This window comes from Agromyces intestinalis (genome assembly GCF_008365295.1).
In the GTDB taxonomy this organism is placed as follows: domain Bacteria; phylum Actinomycetota; class Actinomycetes; order Actinomycetales; family Microbacteriaceae; genus Agromyces; species Agromyces intestinalis.
The window spans coordinates 3,328,791-3,344,300 of record NZ_CP043505.1 but is presented as its reverse complement, the minus strand read 5'-3'; the positions used below and the strand labels follow the sequence as shown (position 1 = coordinate 3,344,300).

Here is a 15,510-nt window from a genome sequence, read left to right as displayed (position 1 = left end):
AGGAGCCGCGCATGTCGATCGACATCAACTGGTGGGGCGTCGCGCTCGCCGCAGTGTCGGCGTTCGCCGTAGGCGGGCTCTGGTACTCGGTGCTGCTCGCCAGGCCGTGGCAGCGCGCCGCCGGGGTCTCGGATGAGGCACTGCGCGGCGGCGTGGTGCGCGCGTTCGTCGGCACGTTCGTCCTCTCGCTCGTGACGGCGGTGACGCTGGCGGCGTTCATCGGCTCGAACGGCGTCGCGTTCGGTGCGCTGGCGGGTGCTGCCGCCGGTGTCGCCTGGGTGGCTGCGGCATTCGGCGTGAACGCGCTGTTCGAACGCCGGTCGCTCACGTGGTTTCTCATCAACGGCGGCTACAACGCGATCGTGTTCACCGCGATGGGCGCGATCGTCGGTGCGTTCCAGGCCGCGTGAGCGCGCCGCCGTGCGCCGGGCCCTGGTTGCTGTGAGCGCGTACATGCGACGGGGCTAGCCTGCGCTCATGGGCAGACATGACCAGGGCGACGGGGCCGAGCGGGGCGAGGCCGAGCGCGACGCCGAGCCCGGAAACGCCCAGCCCGAGAACGCAGCCGCCGAGCGGGCTCACCGTACCGACCGGTGGACGCAGGCGCGCGGCGGCCACTGGCACGGTGCGAATCCGTCGACCGAGACCTCGGACCGGGAGACGGCGAACCACACCGACGGCGAGACGCCCCTGGCCGAGAACGACTGACCGCCTCGCTACTGGCGCTTCATCCGCTCGTAGATCTCTTTGCAGGTCGGGCAGACGGGGAACTTCTCGGGGTCGCGCCCGGGCGTCCACTTCTTGCCGCAGAGTGCCTTGACGGGCTTGCCGGTGAGCGCCGACTCGAGGATCTTCTCCTTCTTCACGTAGTGGGAGAAGCGCTCGTGGTCGCCGGGCTCGATGTGCTGCTCTTCTTCGAGGAGCTTCTCGAGTTCGCGATCGAGCACGCTCGTGCCGCCGCCGGGCTGATCGGGGTCGGCGATGCTCGCGCGCGGGGTCTGGACCATCCCCCGATTCTACGCGGCTACGCGCGAACGGCGGCAGCGAGGATCTCGGGTCCGCGGCGCTGGAACACGAATCCGCCGAGCAGGATGCCGCCGATCAGCACCAGCAGCCCGAGACCGGTGCCGGAGACCAGCGACACGACGTGCCAGGACGGGTCGACGAACAGCCCGAGGTATCCGAACCACAGTGCCGGCACCGCGAACAGGCCGGCGCCGATCATGGTGATCGACTGCACGAGCGCGGTGATCGCGCCCGTCGACTGCGGCTGCTGGAACGGGCTGTCGCCCGGCTTGACCGCCGGGTAGGGGAACTGCGCGGAGCTGAACGCCCCGACACCGAGCCCAGACAGCAGCAGCGCCGAGCTCACGCCGATGACGCTCGGCAGCACGCGCCAATCGTCGAGCACGAACGCCGTGACGGCGCTGCCCAGGCCGATGACGACGATGCCGCCGATCAGCACGGGCACGATGCGACCGAGCCGGTCGGATGCCCCGCGAACCCCCGATGCGACGTGCAGCCAGACCGCCGTCGAGTCGTATGCGGTGTCGTTGTGCAGTGTCCAACCGAGGAACAGGCAGATGAGCGGAACCGGGATGAGCGGCAGGTACTCGCCGGGCACCCCGGCGATCGCGAGCGGCACGATGACGAACACCGGCACGAGCGGCACCATGATGAGCGACACCCAGTACCTCGCGTCGCGGAACCAATAGGTGAGGCTGCGCGCCATGATCGCCCCCCACGCCGTGCCGGGCGTGCGGTCGAACCATCCGAGCCCGCGATACGCCCGGCTCGTCGCCTCGCGACCGGGCGTCACGAGCATGAGGGCGACGAGGCGCGCCCATGCGAGCCAGATGAGCCAGAGCGTCGCGGCGGCGATCAGCAGCTTGACGAGGGCGGGCAGCCATGCACCCGATGCGGCGTCGCCGGGCACCGCGAACGCCGCGCCGAGCGGGGTCCACGACAGCACTCCCGCGATCTGCTCGAGCACCCGCACTCCCTGGCGGGCCCAGTCGATCGACGCGAGCACAACGATCACCGGCGAGAGCATGACGATGAGCACCAGGCCGACGACGCCCGAGATCTCGCGGGCACGTCGGGTCGCGAGCAGCAGCGACGCGAGCGAGGTCGACACCCGGGCCAGCATCAGGCAGGTGCCGAACGCGAGCACCGCCGAGAGGATCGCGAGGATCGTCTCGCCGAAGCCGCGACTCCAGGTCGCGACGGTGCCGACCAGCACGATCGCCAGCACCAGCGCGGGGATGCCGACGACGGCCGTCACCGCGAGAGCGAACGCGAGCGGCCGATCGCCGATGCCGAACAGCGCGAAGCGGCGTGGGTCGAGGGTGTCGTCGACGCCGAACACGAGCGGAACGAGGGCGAATCCGACGACGGTGACGGCCCCGGCCACGACGATGCCGTCGCGGATGAGCTGCACGTCGTCGGCGAACCGCAGCCCGACGAGCGTGCCGAACAGCAGCACCGCGAGCCCGAGACCGTATACCAGCCCCAGCACGATGCCCACGACCTGCCACGGGCTCCGCCGGAAGATGTTCGCGAGCAGCTGCAGCTTCAGTCGGAGAAACTGTGCCGTCATCCCCCGACTCCCCAGTGATTTACTGGGCAGTTCGGTCACTGTCGCTTGCGTCATCCCCGCGTTTACCCCGCGTCCCCTCGTTGCCGTGAATCGAGCCTACCGGGATAGCACGGCGTCAACCGATATCTGGAAGGCTAGTCCCAGCGCTATCGATGACCTCGACGGTCGCTTGGAGCGGCACCTCAGATTCGCTCTCCACAAGCTGCTCCAGTACGTACCGAGGTTTGCGGTCACCGACGGCTTGATCGAATTGCACTGTGGCCGTGATCACGACGTCATAGACAGCGTTGGATGTCGCGTGATCCATCTGAGGCAGCGCTCTGCTCGCGATCGCGCCCTCGTAGTCTGCGCCGTCGAAGAGATCCTTGAGGCCGAATAGCTTTCGTGCCATGTCAAAGCGGTAGAGGCGCATACGTCCGCGGATCTCGAGCGCGTCGTCCGGCAGGATTTGATTCAACAGTGCACGCAGGTTGTCAACCTGTTCAGCGGAGAGGTCTGCGGCTCGATACCCATCGGCCACACCTGCGACAGCCACGGTCACGTCGGCGCCCGTAGCAGCAAGTTCATTCACAAAGTTGCGGAAGCTCTTGGCTCCTCGTGGACGTAGGTCCGCAAGCATGCTGATCAGTTCTTCACCTGGCAGATCGACCGCAAGGAGGTCGACAAGAGTGCTGGCCGCGCGGGTGAAGGGCGAATCGCCGAAGAGGTCGACGCCATCGGCCGAACCAAGCTCAACCACGAAGCTCGCAGCCGAGACTCCCACCAGGTCGGTCGCCATGAGACCAACGATTTCCTTCGGGATCCGACCAGACTGAGAGGGCGCGGCCTGAATCTGCGAGTACCCAATGTTGTCGAAGACATTCTGAGCAGCGACTAGCAACTCGCCGATTCGACGAGTTGGAGCTTCGCTCCTGAGCTTGTCGGCCATATGCACTCGCAGTCGGAAGCGAGCCCGTCCCTCCTGACGCGCGAGGCGCTCAATCTCTGGCCCGTCGGCGGCAGGCGGCAGCGTCGGAGTGGGAAGGTCTAGACGATAGTCCTTGTCTGGAAGCCATTCCTCCGGTAGGTGGGTGCCGTTCGCAATCTCGAAGGCAATGGGCTCAACTTCATCCAAAGGGATGTGCAGGATGTAGACGACGCCTTCTGGATGAGTGAATGCCGACCGCAGGTCCACGCCACCTGAACGGACCATAGGGATTCGTGCGCGTGAGATAGGAACGAACAACCATGTGTCCGCGTCCGATGCCTCTTTGGCCCAACCTGCAAGGTAATACTGATCCGTGGTCGACTGCGCGATGACGACCCGAGGTCCGTCGTACTCAACGAGGACTTCGATTACATCGACTTCGCCCATCGGCGTGCCACTTATCCAGCTCATGGGGTCACCGAAAAGCTTTCCCACGCATGGTCACCGGTGGGCCTCCACCAGCTGTGATGCGACTGAGCGCGGCTGCTTGGTGTGTGTTGCATCTGCCCCGAGCCGGAGATGCTTCCCCGAGCCACTCTCTTATCCCGAAGCGAACCGATCGCCCGACGCGTTTCGTCGGCATCGACCCGATCCTGGAAGAGGCTGCACGACGATGCCTGTACGTCATCCTTCCAGAAGCGGCGACCTCCCGAGAGAGACCGCTCGTAGTGGGAAATGAAGTCCTCCTCCACGACATCGTCACCTTCGACGAGTCTGAAGAACTCTCCTACGGCAGGGACCGCAGCAGGGGGCGGGCAGCCGGGCGGGAACCAATCGGGCCATTCATCATCCGGCTGGTTGCCGAGCCCGATCGGGTCGGATTCAGTCATCCGCGCCAGCGTAACGGTCCACACAGCAGCTAATCCATCCCGTTCATTCCGATCTCCCCCGATCTGGGGCCAACGCTATTGTCAACGTCCGACACGAACGCCTCGAACCTCTCTACCTCGACGGCGTAGTCGCTCGGGTACAGGTGTGCGTAGACGGCGTCGGTCGTAGAGACGTTGGCGTGGCCGAGCCAGCGGGCCACCTGCCACGGCTGGAACCCTGCGGCGAGCATCAGGCTCGCGTACGTGTGGCGCAGGTCGTGCAGCCGCATGTGATCTGCGATCCCGAGGCGCTTGGCTGCGGGGACAAGGTAGCCCATCCGCACGGCCGCCGTCGAGACGGGTCGGGAGTAGTCCAGCGGGCTGACGCCTGCAGGGTGCCGTCCGAAGCGGAGCCCCGCCCACAACAGTGCATCCGGGTCGCCGCTCCGTGGGTGCTGCAAGAGATAGAGCTTCAGGTCGGCGATGAGCCCGCGGTCGAGCAACGGGACGTCGCGGGTGGAACGGCGCGACTTGGGCGTGAGCACCGTCCACTCCCCCGCAATCTTCTTCAGGGTCTGGCGGACCTCGACATGGCCGGCGGTTAAGTTGACGTCCCGCACACGCAACCCTGCAATCTCGGCTGCGCGAAGGCCGGTGCTCGCGGCGAACTGGATCAACAGCCCGTAGCTGGACCCCGGCGCGTGGCGATCGACCTCGGCAGCGACGGCCCCGACCTCTGCGATCGTCAGGAAGACGGGCGCGAAGTCGTCCTTGTGCACCATCCGCGGCAGCGTGACCGCGGGGCATGGGTTGTGGGTGATGAGCCGGTGCTTCACGGCGTACACGAACACCTTGTTCAGGGCAATGTAGTGGTTCCGGACGGTGTTCGGTGCAAGACCTGCGGCCGTGAGCGCCGTGATCCAGTCCTGAATCCTGGCCGAGTCGATCCGAGCGATCCGCTGTCCGCCGAACTCGTGGAAGATGCGTCCCTCGTAGAGCGCCTTGTACTGCAACAGCGTGCCCCGCTTCAGCCGCGACTCCTGCGCGGCGAGCATCGCTTCTGCAACCTCCCGATACGTCTTGCCTCGCGTCAGTGGTTCAGTGGTCGTCGCGCTCGCCAGCGCCGTCTCGACATTGTGAGCATGTCGCACGGCGTCGCGCTTCACCGAGAACGTGCGCTGGCGCTCCTTTCCGCCCTCTCTCCACCTGACCTCGTAGGCGACGCCGTTCTTCCGCTCGACCGCCCTCACGTGGGCCATCAGTACTCGCCCTTCTTTGCGACTTCGAGTCGGGCGTCGGGTCGGTACTGGCCGAGCTTCCAGTCGGGTTCGCGGGTGGCTTGCCAGATGTACCGGCAGTACACGTGGACGCGGCTGCTGGTGTAGGTCAGGCGGACAATGCGCGCTGGGTGGGCGCTGCTCTCCAGTACGACGTCTCCGACTTTGAGGTCGGCGGCGCGCTTGCCTGCGGTGCGCGGGGTCAGGTTGAGTTCGCCGGGGCTGGTCATCGTGGAGCCCGGTAGCCGAGGGAGACGAGCAGCTTCGCGGTGTCGAGAGCGGAGAACCCGACGAAGCGGCAGATGTCGATGATCTGTTCGGCGGTCATGGGAATCTCCGGGGCGACGGGTCCAGGGATGTCGCGGTGTCGGCGGCGGCTCATGCTGCGGTCTCCTTGCTCTTGGCGCTGCCGTAGGCGCGGCGCACGGTGGACTCGTGCCAGTCGGGCAGCCCGGTCGGCGAGAGGATGCCCTCGGTGGTCAGTTCGCGGGCGATGCGGCCGAAGCTGGCGCCTGCGTCGCGGGAGAGCACGATCCGCCGCAGCACCCCGGATGGGATGGCGGTCTTCCGCCCGTTGTCGAGGCCGCGAGCCTTCCGCGCGGCGAGGGCTTCCTTGGTGCGGGAGGAGATGAGGTCGCGCTCCAACTCGGCGAACGTGGCGAGCATGTTCGCCATCGCCCGGCCTCCCGGCGTGGTCAGATCGAGCGCGTTGTCGAGGACGATGAGGGACCATCCGCTGTGGATCGCGTCATCGATGATCGCGGACGCGTGCCGGACGGAGCGAGCGAGCCGGTCGAGCTTGGCGACAATCAGCCCGTCCGCCTGCCCCGACGCGAGCAGGTCCAGCGCTCGGCGAAGCTGCGGGTTGACGTGCTTCCCCGACGCGCCCAGGTCGGCCATCATCTCCACATCCCACCCGCGCCGCTCGCACTCGGTGAGGATCGCGTCGGTCTGCGCTTCGACACCGAGCCCGGAGCGCTCCTGCTCCTCGGTCGAGACGCGGACATAGCCGAGAATGTGCATCACGCACCCGCCTTCGGGGTGGCGGGCTTGCGGGAGCGCACGGCCTTGGGCGCGGGCTTCTCGGACATCGGCTCGGCAGCCTTGGCCGCGCGTGCGCTCCTGCGTGCGGCGGCTCGCTCGGCCGCGTCCGCGATGCGATTCTGGTTGCCCGGGGACTTCTGGAACGCGGGGCGGAGCATCGAGGACAGCTGCACCGAGACCGGATCGACCTTGTAGCCGGTCTCCTTCTCCAGCCACGCGATGTAGTCGCGCATGACCGGCGTGATCGCCTTCTCGGCGTAGGCCGCGAGCTCGGGCTTCTTGGTGTTCGACACGGGGTCTCCTTGGGTTCGGTTCTGAGGCGGAAGGCGGGGATGTCCGTTTCCGCCTGAGACGAACCCTCGCTCGGCACTCAGGGTTTTCACTACTCGCTCCCAGAAATCCGAGCCTGCGTGGTTAGAAATCGCCGCCTCAGCCCAGTGCCTGTTCTCGGCCCGTTCTCTTGGCATTTGGGCGTGTAGCGCCGCTCCGTCACGGTTTCGGCCCTCGGCGGGTCCGGCTCGCGAGCGGGGACGGGTCGTAGAAGTCCGGCTCAGCGTCGGCCTCGGGCTGCTTCGGTGCGCGTCGGGGCTTGAGCGGCCTCACAGCCGATCGCGGCCCGGTCTCGGCTGCGTAGGCCGAGGCCTTCAGTTGCGCCGTGTGCTCCTCGGGACTCTCGACAACCTCGGCATCGATGACTTCCTCGCCGACGTCATCCCAGTCAATCTCGACACGTCGCACCACGCCCGCCTCAAGCAAGCGCTGCTCCCAGTCGGGCTTGACGCCGAGCTCGATCGCGACCTGCTGCGTCCCGACGATGTTCGCCCGGTCCAGCCCATCCCGGATCGCGGCGAGTCGAACCTGCACCGGGATGGACTCGTCGTCAGCGATCTTCAGCAGCGACGCCATCAGGTTGTCGCTCGCCATCAACAGCCGGATCTGTGCCGCCGCACGCACCTGTGGAGCCGATCCACCATGAAGCCGACACACGTTGGCACCCTTGATCGCGTAGTTCATGCAAGGCTCACCGTTCCGCCGCCTCGCAGTGCATACGGTCCCAGTCTTCATACGGTCCAGGCCCTTCTTCGTCATCTCACTTCTCCACTTCTCGTTCTTCGTTTCTGGATGATGAACCCAGCCGAGCAACGCGACGCCGACGGCTCGCACCAAGGGTGTTGCCCGGCTGGGGGTCTGGTACCGAGGCGGCTCGCCTCGTTGAAGTTGTCTCTCTGTTCTGGGACAAACCGCCCGACCGGAACCGAGGCGGGCTTTAAGCCCCGCCGCCTCGGTCTCCCGTCGTCGTCGGCTAGCGAGGCGCGCCTCGGTCTGGCCTCGGTCCGCCTCGCTCGCCTCGCTCGTGTGCATTTCACCGGCGCTACTCATCACTCGGCCCCTCGACGGTGACCCGAAGCTTCGGACGGGGATCCGTCTCGATGTAGTGCCGGTGCGCTTGCCCGTCCTGTTCCATCCGGACGAACCCGCGACGGATGGCGAGCTTGACGGCGGCAGCGATGTTCTTGTCGGCCCCTTCGATGTCCTTCTTGAGCTCGCGGAGCGAGACACCGGGGTTGTGCTCGATGTGGTTGAGCACCAGCCCTACGAACCGCTCTCCGGCAGACTCCGCGCGGGAGAGGTCGCCGGTCCAGAGCTGCGAGGTCGAGGGATCGAACTCAAGCGAGACCTCGTCCAGCCCGACACCGTTTCGACCCTCGGCGCGGAAGAAGCGCCGACCGGTCGTGTCCTTGGTGAGGATCCAGCGGGCGTCTGCATCGTCGTCGACGACCGTCGCACCGCGCCCGTGCTCGGCACCGATTTCGTGCTGTGCGCGACCGGTGTGCACGGGCATGAGGACTCCGAGAAGGCTTGCCTCGGTCACGATTCGGTCGAGGGTGTCGAGGAAGACGCGCACGTCATCGTTGTCGTTCTCGGAACCGAACCCGCGCAGCGCTCGTCCGAACGGATCAACCACCCAGTACTGCACGTCGTGCTCGATGAGCCAATTCACGGCGAGGTCGCGATGATGCTCGTTCGCCAGGGTGAAGCCTGTTCCACGCAGCGACTGCATGAACACTCGCTCCGCTCTACGCAGGCCGAGACTGCCGTACAGGTCGAGCGCGTCATCCTCGGTCAGTTCGTAGTCGAAGACGCCGACGTTGCCCCGCAGGTCGAACACCTCGAAGCGGTTGAGGAACGGTTCACCGTCGGCCATGCTCCGCACGACGTTGCCCGCGAGAGTCGTCTTTCCAGCCTTGAACTGCGCCGTGAGGAAGGCCTTGTGACCCTGCATCTGCAAGCTCTCGATCAGGGCGGGCTTTACTTCGCGCGGTCGCTCCAGCGCTTCGCGCAGCGAGACCTTCACGAACTCCGAGAACGACCCTGCGGCCGTCTTCGCGGCCAGCCGCCGCTCGGCCTCGCGGTTGATCTCCTTGCGACGGACGACCTCTTCGACATCGGCCTCGAACTCGGCCACGGCGTCGTACGCCTCTTCGGACCGCAGCCGCTCCATTTCCTTGAGGAGCACATCGGCGGTGCCGCCGAGTTTCATCACCCAGTCGGTGAAGTCCTTCTTGGTCTTGTCGCCCGCGAGAAGGCCGAGGCGCAGCCAGTCGATCGTGTAGACCTGTGCCCCGAGCTTCCGCAGCTTCTCGGCGATGCGATGCCCGCCCTTCTCGCCGGCATCGTCGTTGTCGTAGCCGATGAAGACCTCGCGACCCGCGAGAGACGACAGGTCTGCAGGGTCGACGCCCGCACCACCTGTCCCGCTCACAGCAACGAACCGACCTGCGCCGATCTGGTTTGCGAGGATCGCATCGAGTTCGCTCTCGGTCAGGAGCACCGGGAGCGTATTGCCGACGAGTTCTGCCGTGGGATACAGAACGGCGGGCGATCCGTGCCCATCCGCGCTCCAATAGCGTTTCGGATTCCGCGGGTTCGGGCGCATCGCGCGATAGCGGATATTTCGCACCGTCTGGACATGGCGAATCGGAATCGTGAGATTGCCCGCTCCATCCATGCCGAGGGATCGGTCTGCGATGGTCTGCGGGTCGAGGCCGCGAGCCTCGGTGAGGAAGCGCCACACTTCGCCTTCTCGATCCGCAGCGAGCATGGCCGGCCAATCCACCATTACTTTCTCGAGGAGTTCCTCGCCGAGCTTCGGCGGAACCTTCGGCCGCGCACCGCTCGGCTTCGACTTCCCCTCCCTTCTCGCTTGCGCATCGACCTGCAATCCAAGTTCGCGAACAAGGTCGTAGATGGAACCGCCGTGGTCACCTCCCCCAGAACTGAGGCAGTTCCACTCGCCCTTCTCGGCGTTCATTGACGCTGATGGGCTGGTGCTGGTCGCCGGGTCTTCACACAGCGGGCAGAACATCCGCTGCTCGCCGTCGGACGTCTCCGCGCCGACGGCCCACCGCCCGAACGCAGCACGAACCGCGTCAGGTGGATACTTCCGTTGGGTCTTGGGGCGCGCGCGAGGTTTCAGTCTCGTCCTCGACACGGGCTGCCCGTTGACGGTCGTAGGCACGGGTAGCCCTATCGAACGGCGTTGATGGTGGAACGCTCAACGAGTTCGCGCAGGTGCGCCTCGCTGAAGAGCACGCGGTTGCCCGGCTTGATGTGAGAGAGCTTGCCTTGCTCTACCCATCGCCTGAGCTGCCGAGATGTGATGCCCATTCCCTGCAGGACGGGGGAATCGGGCGCAGTGTCGTATGTCCAGTACTTCTCGGTGTTCTGCTTGTTGTCCATCGGTCGGACCCCTTCTCTTCGGCGGTTCAAGGCCGAGAGGTGGTTGATCCGGGGAAACAAAAAGACCCTCGAAGTCGTCCAACCTCTCGGTTGGTGTCGAATTCGAAGGCCTTCCCTCGTGACAAGGCTGACGGGCCTTGCCATTCTGTTTTCAGTTGTGCAGCCGGATCCTTTCCGGACTTACGCTTCGTGCTGGAGAGTGAAGTTACACACCACACTCGCCCGTGTCAACCGGGCAAACCGGTCGGCGCTGGGTTGAGAAGAACCCTACCCGGTTCACAATGAGGCCCGCTGGGAGTCACCGCGGAGCACCAAGTTCGTCGCATCTTGCACTGAGACGGACACGCGTCCACGGGCCGAATGGGTCGTCGGGCTCGCGGCTGAGCCAGACCTCCACCCCGAGGTCTGCGCGGTCAAGCGCGGCGAGGATCGCCCACCCTTGCCAAGCGTTCCGCAGGGCAACGGGATGTGCATTGCCGAGAACGCTCTGGAGGGTGCGGGCAACCCAGCTCGCGCTCGCGTGTTCAAGGATGTGGCGGCTCTCGAATACGGCCAATCTCAGTGCCGCCTCATGGAGCAGGCTATACCCCTGCGGGCAATCCAGCACGGATCGCGCGCTGACGCGAGCGGTCGCGCGCTCCAGCATCGAGAGCCGACGCACCGGTGAACCGTGCGAATAATCGAGCTGCACTTCCTCCATTTTGCGCACGTCTGCTCGGGCGAAGTACGCGGGGATCGTTCCAGGCACGTTAAGGTAATCGTTCATAGGACTGGCATCCTTCCTCTCGGGCGGGTCGTGGAGTAGCGACCCGCCCACTCTTATTTCGCGACGAGAACGATCGACGGCCGGATCCTCGGCCACTTGGTCATCAGGTCAGAGAACGCGGCATACGGATCTTTCGCTCGCTCCAGATGCCATTCCGCCTCGCTCGCAGCGCGTTCGAGTTCCGAGATCGCGACCTCGGCTGACCGGCGCAGCTCGTCGTACCGGGCCGCGAGCTGAGGGGTCGGTCGGTGCCTGTCGAGCAAGGGGTACTCGATTTCCTCTCGGATGGCCTGCCGGAGCTCGGTCGCGGCAACCACGTCGGTCTCCTTCTGCGCGACGAACTCGTCCACGGCAGCAGCGATGCTCTCCTCGTAGGTCCGGACGCGTGAGAATACGGCTTCGTCGATGGCACGAGTGATTTCTCGCTCCGTTGCCGCGTTGGGGTGGGTCTGCGTGCGCGCTTCGAGACGCAGTTGGTGGGGGTGCGGATTGGGGTGCGGGTTGGATACGGACATTTGCTGTTCTCCTTAGCGGCGGGTTGCGGTTCGAGCGAGCTGCGAAATGCGGTCGCGCGTGGACTGCTGTCGATCGAGGCTCGCGAGCGCGATCGCGAACTGTTCGTCAGCGTCGCTCAGAGCGTCCCGAAGCTCCTCGGCGCGCTCGCGGTACTTGGCTCGCTGCTTCTCGAGACGCTTCGCGGCTGCGGGGCCGAGGTTCGCGGGGTACTTCGGCAGATCGATGTTGATGGACATGGTCATTTCGATTCCTTCCGATCAGTGGCGATCAGTGGCGCCGATCAGTGGCGATCAGTGGCGATCAGTGGCGGTCGGCGGCGAGGATTCCGCGCGCGAGGCTGGGCGGGATTGGCGGGGTCGAGTCGGGCAGCACGCCGTGCGCGACCAGGTGCGCGCGGAGTGCTTCAGCCACGATCGAGCGCTTCGAGAAGCCGGAGGCCTTCACGAGCGCATTGAGCGCCCGGTCGAGGTCGGCAGGGATCGGCTGGTCGAGTCGGGTAGTGCCGGCTAGAGAGTTAGTTGACATAGGTCAACTTTACCGGGGCAAGCGTTTCGCCCGCTGGACTCGACCCCGCTACAAATCCGCATTGGGAATGCACACACTCTCGACACCGACAAGCCGTCGCCGAGACGACCAGTCGAGGGACCCTTGAAGGCATGAACGAGACGAATGTGCCCCAGGAATCCGAGTACGCCTCAGGCGGCTTCGGCCGCACCCCGGACGGCAAGTCCCGCCCGCTCAGCCCGAAGGAACGTGCACAAGCCGAACGATCGGCGGCGATCCGCGGGGAGACGGTCAGCACAGCCACCAACCGTCTCCGCGGCACCGGTCGCTAGCCGCTACACGCCCATCTGCGTGGTCGGAGGCCCGCTCTCAGCCCCGCCTACCGACCCGCACCCGTTCGCCACGCATTTCAGGCATACCGCGCCGCGCGCGACAGTGCCTTGGTGAAGTCGTCGCGATGCCCCGGCTGGTTGAACGAAAGGGGCGATGGATGCCACGTCTCGATGACGGCCAGATCGTTGCCGATGAACGGGGCGACGTGCTTGGTCCATCCGGTCTGCGCAAGACGGCCCGCGAGCACGACCGCTGCGAGATTCGACAGGAGCGGCAATAGTCGGCGAAGCTCCATTCCACCTTGCCCAAGTTCGACGGCGTTCGGCTTCTTCGACGCAGGGCCGAGATACCACGGCACGATGTTCCACGCGAGGACGCCGTCGTGCAGGCCGACTGCGTCACGAGCGCGCCACACGTTCTCGGCGCTTTGATCGTCGTTGTCGACGGAGATGAAACCGGATCCGGGTCGCTTGTTGTCCGCGTTGGTCATCGGCCCTGGAGCTTCGAACAGCATCAGCACACGGGCCTCAACACCAGCCTCTGCCGGGTCGAACAATGGCACGACCGCGTTCCGTCGAGACGCCAGCGCGTTAGCCCACTCTCGAAGCGGTGCGACACGGGGTGCAGTCTCAAGCATCGCGACGCGCTCGTCGATTCGTGCAGGGTCACGAAAGCCACGCGGCGCGTCGAGGAACACAGCTAGATGTTACTCATAGTCCGTGGACTCATAGTCCACACGCGCCGACCGTGGAGACATGGGTTCGGCGGCTCCGCAACGCGATCATCGCATCGCACTCGGCGACCGCGTCCGCGAACTTCGTCTCTCCCGAGGCATTTCGCAGGAACAACTTGCACATCTCGCAGGCCTCGACCGCACTTACGTCAGCGGCGTTGAACGCGGCCACCGCAACATCGGCATAGACAACGTCTACAAGCTCGCAGACGCCCTCGGCGTCCCAGTCAGCGATCTGTTCTGAACGCCGATTAGCTGGCTAATCCGGGCCAAGAATAGCTGGCTAATCCCCGTGGAAAACCCCGCGACCGCGCTCCGCTGCGGGGTTCCGACATGCCCCAGCGTGCCCCGACACGGCCTATCCAAAGTGCCGAACTTCGCCGGATTTCCGGGCGAGAACGGGGCACGTCGGTGCGATTCGGGCTAGATCAGAAGAGGGCTGCGCTCAGTCGGAGAAACTGTGCAACCATTCCATCCCCTCGGCTGCCTTGCGCCCGCCCGCGAGCTCGACGAACCGTTCTTCGAGGCTTTCGCCGCCTCGCACCTCGTCGAGTGTGCCCGAGGCGAGGATGCGACCCGACACCACGACCGCGACCGAGTCGCACACACGCTCGATGAGGTCCATGCTGTGGCTCGACAGCAGCACGGTGCCGCCGCCGGCGACGTACCGCTCGAGGATCTCGGTGAGGTTCGCGGCCGACACCGGGTCGACCGATTCGAACGGCTCGTCGAGCACGAGCAGGCGCGGCGAGTGGATCATCGCGCACGCGAGGGCGATCTTCTTCGTCATGCCGGCGGAGTAGTCGGCGACGAGGCGGTCGATGGCGTCGTCGAGCGCGAACGCGGCGACCAGGTCGGCGCTGCGCTCCTTGACGGTGCGGGGATCGAGGCCGCGCAGGATGCCCGAGTAGTAGAGCAGCTGGGCGCCGGTGAGCCGGTCGAACAGGCGGAGCCGGTCGGGCAGCACCCCCGTGTTGCGCTTGGCGTGCTTGGGGTCGGCCCAGGCGTCGATACCGTGGATGCGCACCGAGCCCGAGTCGGGCCGCAGCAGGCCGGTGACCATCGACAGCGTCGTGGTCTTGCCGGCGCCGTTCGGGCCGACGATGCCGAAGAACGAGCCGACTCGCACGTCGAGCGACACCCGATCGACCGCGGTGTTCGCTCCGAAGCGCTTCTGGAGGTCGGTGATCTCGAGCACGGTGGGCGCATCGGCGGGCGGCGCCACCCGAGCGGGTCGCAGGACGCGGACCTCGCCTGGCTTCGGCCGCACCGGCAGCGGCACGACCTCGGTCACGCGCGGCGCGACGGATGCCTCGGGCAGCACCTCTTCGGCGGGAGCTTCCTCGGCGGGAGCTTCCTCGACCGGCGCCTCAGCTTCTTCGACCGGCGCCGCAGCTTCTTCGACCGGCGCCTCTTGGACGGGCACCTGCTCGACTGGCGCCTCCGCCTCCTCGACGGACGCTTCCGCCTCCTCGACGGGCGCCTCCGCCTTCTCGGCCGGCTTCTCGGCCGGCGCGTCCACCTTCTCGTCCGGTTTCTCGGCCGGCGCGTCCTCGACCAACGTCTCGGCGAGCGCCGCGGTCGTGATCGCCGCGGCTTCGTCGATCACCGCTTCAGCCTCGGTGCGGCGGGGCGGTTCGAGCTCGGTCGTCTCGGTGGTGATCGATGCGGCGACCCGCTCACGCTGCTTCGCGGCGGTCGCGGTGCTGCGGGTACGGCTACCGGCCGTGGTCGCCGACCCGGCGGCCTTCTTCCCGGCGGCCGTGCGGGTGCTGCTGCGAGCCGCAGCGCTTCTCGCCGCGGTCGACTTCGCCGAGGCCGCCTTCGACGCGCTCGTGCGCTTGGAGGACGCGGTCGGCGTGGCCGACGAGGCATCCGTCTCGGTCTTCGGCCGACGCGGACGCGGCGTGCGCGTCGCCCCCGAAGCCGGGCGCGAGGAACGCACCGACGAAGCCCCCGGATCGGCCGTCTCCCCCGAGCCGGTGGCTTCTGGCTCGTCCTTGGGTGAGCGCGAATCTGAAGTCACCCGCCCAACGTACCAATGAGTCCGCTTCGAGTGCGTGTTTCGACGACATCCTCAGCCTTCAGGACGACGCAACCTGAACACCCACTGGACGTCACATCACGATCCGAGTACGAGCGTCCACCCTTGCATGCGCCCGTCAGGGGCGAGCCGGTAGGCTGTGGGTCGGCATAACGGTGTGTCCGAACGTGTACTTCC

22 protein-coding genes are annotated in these 15,510 nt (G+C 66.3%); 5 read left to right on the top strand and 17 right to left on the bottom strand.

Annotation, left to right across the window (positions count from 1 at the left end):
• The first annotated feature begins 11 nt into the window (after window positions 1–11).
• Window positions 12–410: a DUF1761 domain-containing protein gene (locus FLP10_RS15195; protein WP_149161638.1), complete on the top strand. Its 399-nt coding sequence runs from the start codon at window positions 12–14 to the stop codon at window positions 408–410.
• Window positions 411–477: 67 nt separating this feature from the next.
• Window positions 478–708: a hypothetical protein gene (locus FLP10_RS15190; RefSeq protein WP_149161637.1), complete on the top strand. Its 231-nt coding sequence runs from the start codon at window positions 478–480 to the stop codon at window positions 706–708.
• Between the two features lie 8 nt (window positions 709–716).
• Here the strand turns inward: FLP10_RS15190 and FLP10_RS15185 are convergent, their stop codons facing one another.
• The 15 genes from FLP10_RS15185 to FLP10_RS15115 form a co-directional block, all read right to left on the bottom strand.
• Window positions 717–1,007, bottom strand: a complete 291-nt coding sequence (locus FLP10_RS15185) for a DUF3039 domain-containing protein (RefSeq protein ID WP_149161636.1) — start codon at window positions 1,005–1,007, stop codon at window positions 717–719.
• Window positions 1,008–1,024: 17 nt separating this feature from the next.
• Entirely contained in the window at window positions 1,025–2,599 is a 1,575-nt protein-coding gene (locus FLP10_RS15180) for a hypothetical protein (RefSeq protein WP_149161635.1), read from the bottom strand.
• A 115-nt stretch (window positions 2,600–2,714) separates the two neighbouring features.
• Window positions 2,715–3,977 carry a DUF6575 domain-containing protein gene (locus tag FLP10_RS15175; protein WP_149161634.1) on the bottom strand — a complete coding sequence of 421 codons (1,263 nt, stop codon included), beginning with the start codon at window positions 3,975–3,977 and terminating at the stop codon, window positions 2,715–2,717.
• Window positions 3,974–4,396: a hypothetical protein gene (locus tag FLP10_RS15170; protein WP_149161633.1), complete on the bottom strand. Its 423-nt coding sequence runs from the start codon at window positions 4,394–4,396 to the stop codon at window positions 3,974–3,976. The genes FLP10_RS15175 and FLP10_RS15170 overlap by 4 nt, the downstream gene beginning before the upstream one ends.
• A gap of 29 nt (window positions 4,397–4,425) precedes the next feature.
• Window positions 4,426–5,634 carry a tyrosine-type recombinase/integrase gene (locus FLP10_RS15165; RefSeq protein WP_149161632.1) on the bottom strand — a complete coding sequence of 403 codons (1,209 nt, stop codon included), beginning with the start codon at window positions 5,632–5,634 and terminating at the stop codon, window positions 4,426–4,428.
• On the bottom strand, window positions 5,634–5,882 hold the full coding sequence (locus FLP10_RS15160) for a hypothetical protein (protein ID WP_149161631.1): 249 nt from the start codon (window positions 5,880–5,882) through the stop codon (window positions 5,634–5,636). Before FLP10_RS15160 ends, FLP10_RS15165 begins: the two co-directional genes overlap by 1 nt.
• 148 nt (window positions 5,883–6,030) lie before the next feature.
• On the bottom strand, window positions 6,031–6,675 hold the full coding sequence (locus FLP10_RS15155) for a recombinase family protein (RefSeq protein WP_149161630.1): 645 nt from the start codon (window positions 6,673–6,675) through the stop codon (window positions 6,031–6,033).
• A complete protein-coding gene (locus FLP10_RS15150) occupies window positions 6,675–6,989 on the bottom strand; it encodes a hypothetical protein (protein ID WP_149161629.1) in 315 nt (104 codons plus the stop codon). Before FLP10_RS15150 ends, FLP10_RS15155 begins: the two co-directional genes overlap by 1 nt.
• Window positions 6,990–7,185: 196 nt before the next feature.
• Window positions 7,186–7,761 carry an HGGxSTG domain-containing protein gene (locus FLP10_RS15145; RefSeq protein WP_281286473.1) on the bottom strand — a complete coding sequence of 192 codons (576 nt, stop codon included), beginning with the start codon at window positions 7,759–7,761 and terminating at the stop codon, window positions 7,186–7,188.
• Window positions 7,762–8,068: 307 nt separating this feature from the next.
• Entirely contained in the window at window positions 8,069–10,009 is a 1,941-nt protein-coding gene (locus tag FLP10_RS15140; RefSeq protein ID WP_168209211.1) for an AAA family ATPase, read from the bottom strand.
• A 215-nt stretch (window positions 10,010–10,224) separates the two neighbouring features.
• Window positions 10,225–10,437: a helix-turn-helix domain-containing protein gene (locus tag FLP10_RS15135; protein WP_149161626.1), complete on the bottom strand. Its 213-nt coding sequence runs from the start codon at window positions 10,435–10,437 to the stop codon at window positions 10,225–10,227.
• 298 nt (window positions 10,438–10,735) lie between these two features.
• Entirely contained in the window at window positions 10,736–11,203 is a 468-nt protein-coding gene (locus FLP10_RS15130) for a hypothetical protein (RefSeq protein WP_149161625.1), read from the bottom strand.
• A 53-nt stretch (window positions 11,204–11,256) separates the two neighbouring features.
• The gene (locus FLP10_RS15125; RefSeq protein WP_149161624.1) at window positions 11,257–11,718 is read right to left on the bottom strand and encodes a hypothetical protein; all 462 of its coding nucleotides are present in this window, start codon (window positions 11,716–11,718) and stop codon (window positions 11,257–11,259) included.
• A gap of 12 nt (window positions 11,719–11,730) precedes the next feature.
• Window positions 11,731–11,961, bottom strand: a complete 231-nt coding sequence (locus FLP10_RS15120) for a hypothetical protein (RefSeq protein ID WP_149161623.1) — start codon at window positions 11,959–11,961, stop codon at window positions 11,731–11,733.
• Window positions 11,962–12,019: 58 nt separating this feature from the next.
• Complete coding sequence (locus tag FLP10_RS15115; protein ID WP_149161622.1) at window positions 12,020–12,244, bottom strand: ribbon-helix-helix domain-containing protein; 225 nt, start codon at window positions 12,242–12,244, stop codon at window positions 12,020–12,022.
• Window positions 12,245–12,375: 131 nt separating this feature from the next.
• Between FLP10_RS15115 and FLP10_RS15110 the strand changes: the two genes are divergently transcribed.
• Complete coding sequence (locus FLP10_RS15110) at window positions 12,376–12,555, top strand: hypothetical protein (RefSeq protein ID WP_149161621.1); 180 nt, start codon at window positions 12,376–12,378, stop codon at window positions 12,553–12,555.
• 77 nt (window positions 12,556–12,632) lie between these two features.
• On the opposite strand, the gene FLP10_RS15105 is transcribed toward FLP10_RS15110, so the two are convergent.
• A complete protein-coding gene (locus FLP10_RS15105; RefSeq protein WP_246150046.1) occupies window positions 12,633–13,253 on the bottom strand; it encodes a uracil-DNA glycosylase in 621 nt (206 codons plus the stop codon).
• Between the two features lie 58 nt (window positions 13,254–13,311).
• Here FLP10_RS15105 and FLP10_RS15100 point away from each other — a divergent pair, with 58 nt between their 5' ends.
• Entirely contained in the window at window positions 13,312–13,533 is a 222-nt protein-coding gene (locus FLP10_RS15100; RefSeq protein ID WP_149161620.1) for a helix-turn-helix domain-containing protein, read from the top strand.
• Between the two features lie 201 nt (window positions 13,534–13,734).
• Here the strand turns inward: FLP10_RS15100 and FLP10_RS15095 are convergent, their stop codons facing one another.
• Window positions 13,735–14,898, bottom strand: coding sequence for an ABC transporter ATP-binding protein (locus FLP10_RS15095; RefSeq protein WP_246150045.1), 1,164 nt, complete (start codon window positions 14,896–14,898; stop codon window positions 13,735–13,737).
• On the opposite strand from FLP10_RS15095, the gene FLP10_RS15090 reads away from it, so the two are divergent.
• Window positions 14,873–15,334, top strand: a complete 462-nt coding sequence (locus FLP10_RS15090; RefSeq protein WP_149161619.1) for a hypothetical protein — start codon at window positions 14,873–14,875, stop codon at window positions 15,332–15,334. The genes FLP10_RS15095 and FLP10_RS15090 overlap by 26 nt on opposite strands.
• The last annotated feature ends 176 nt before the right edge of the window (window positions 15,335–15,510 follow it).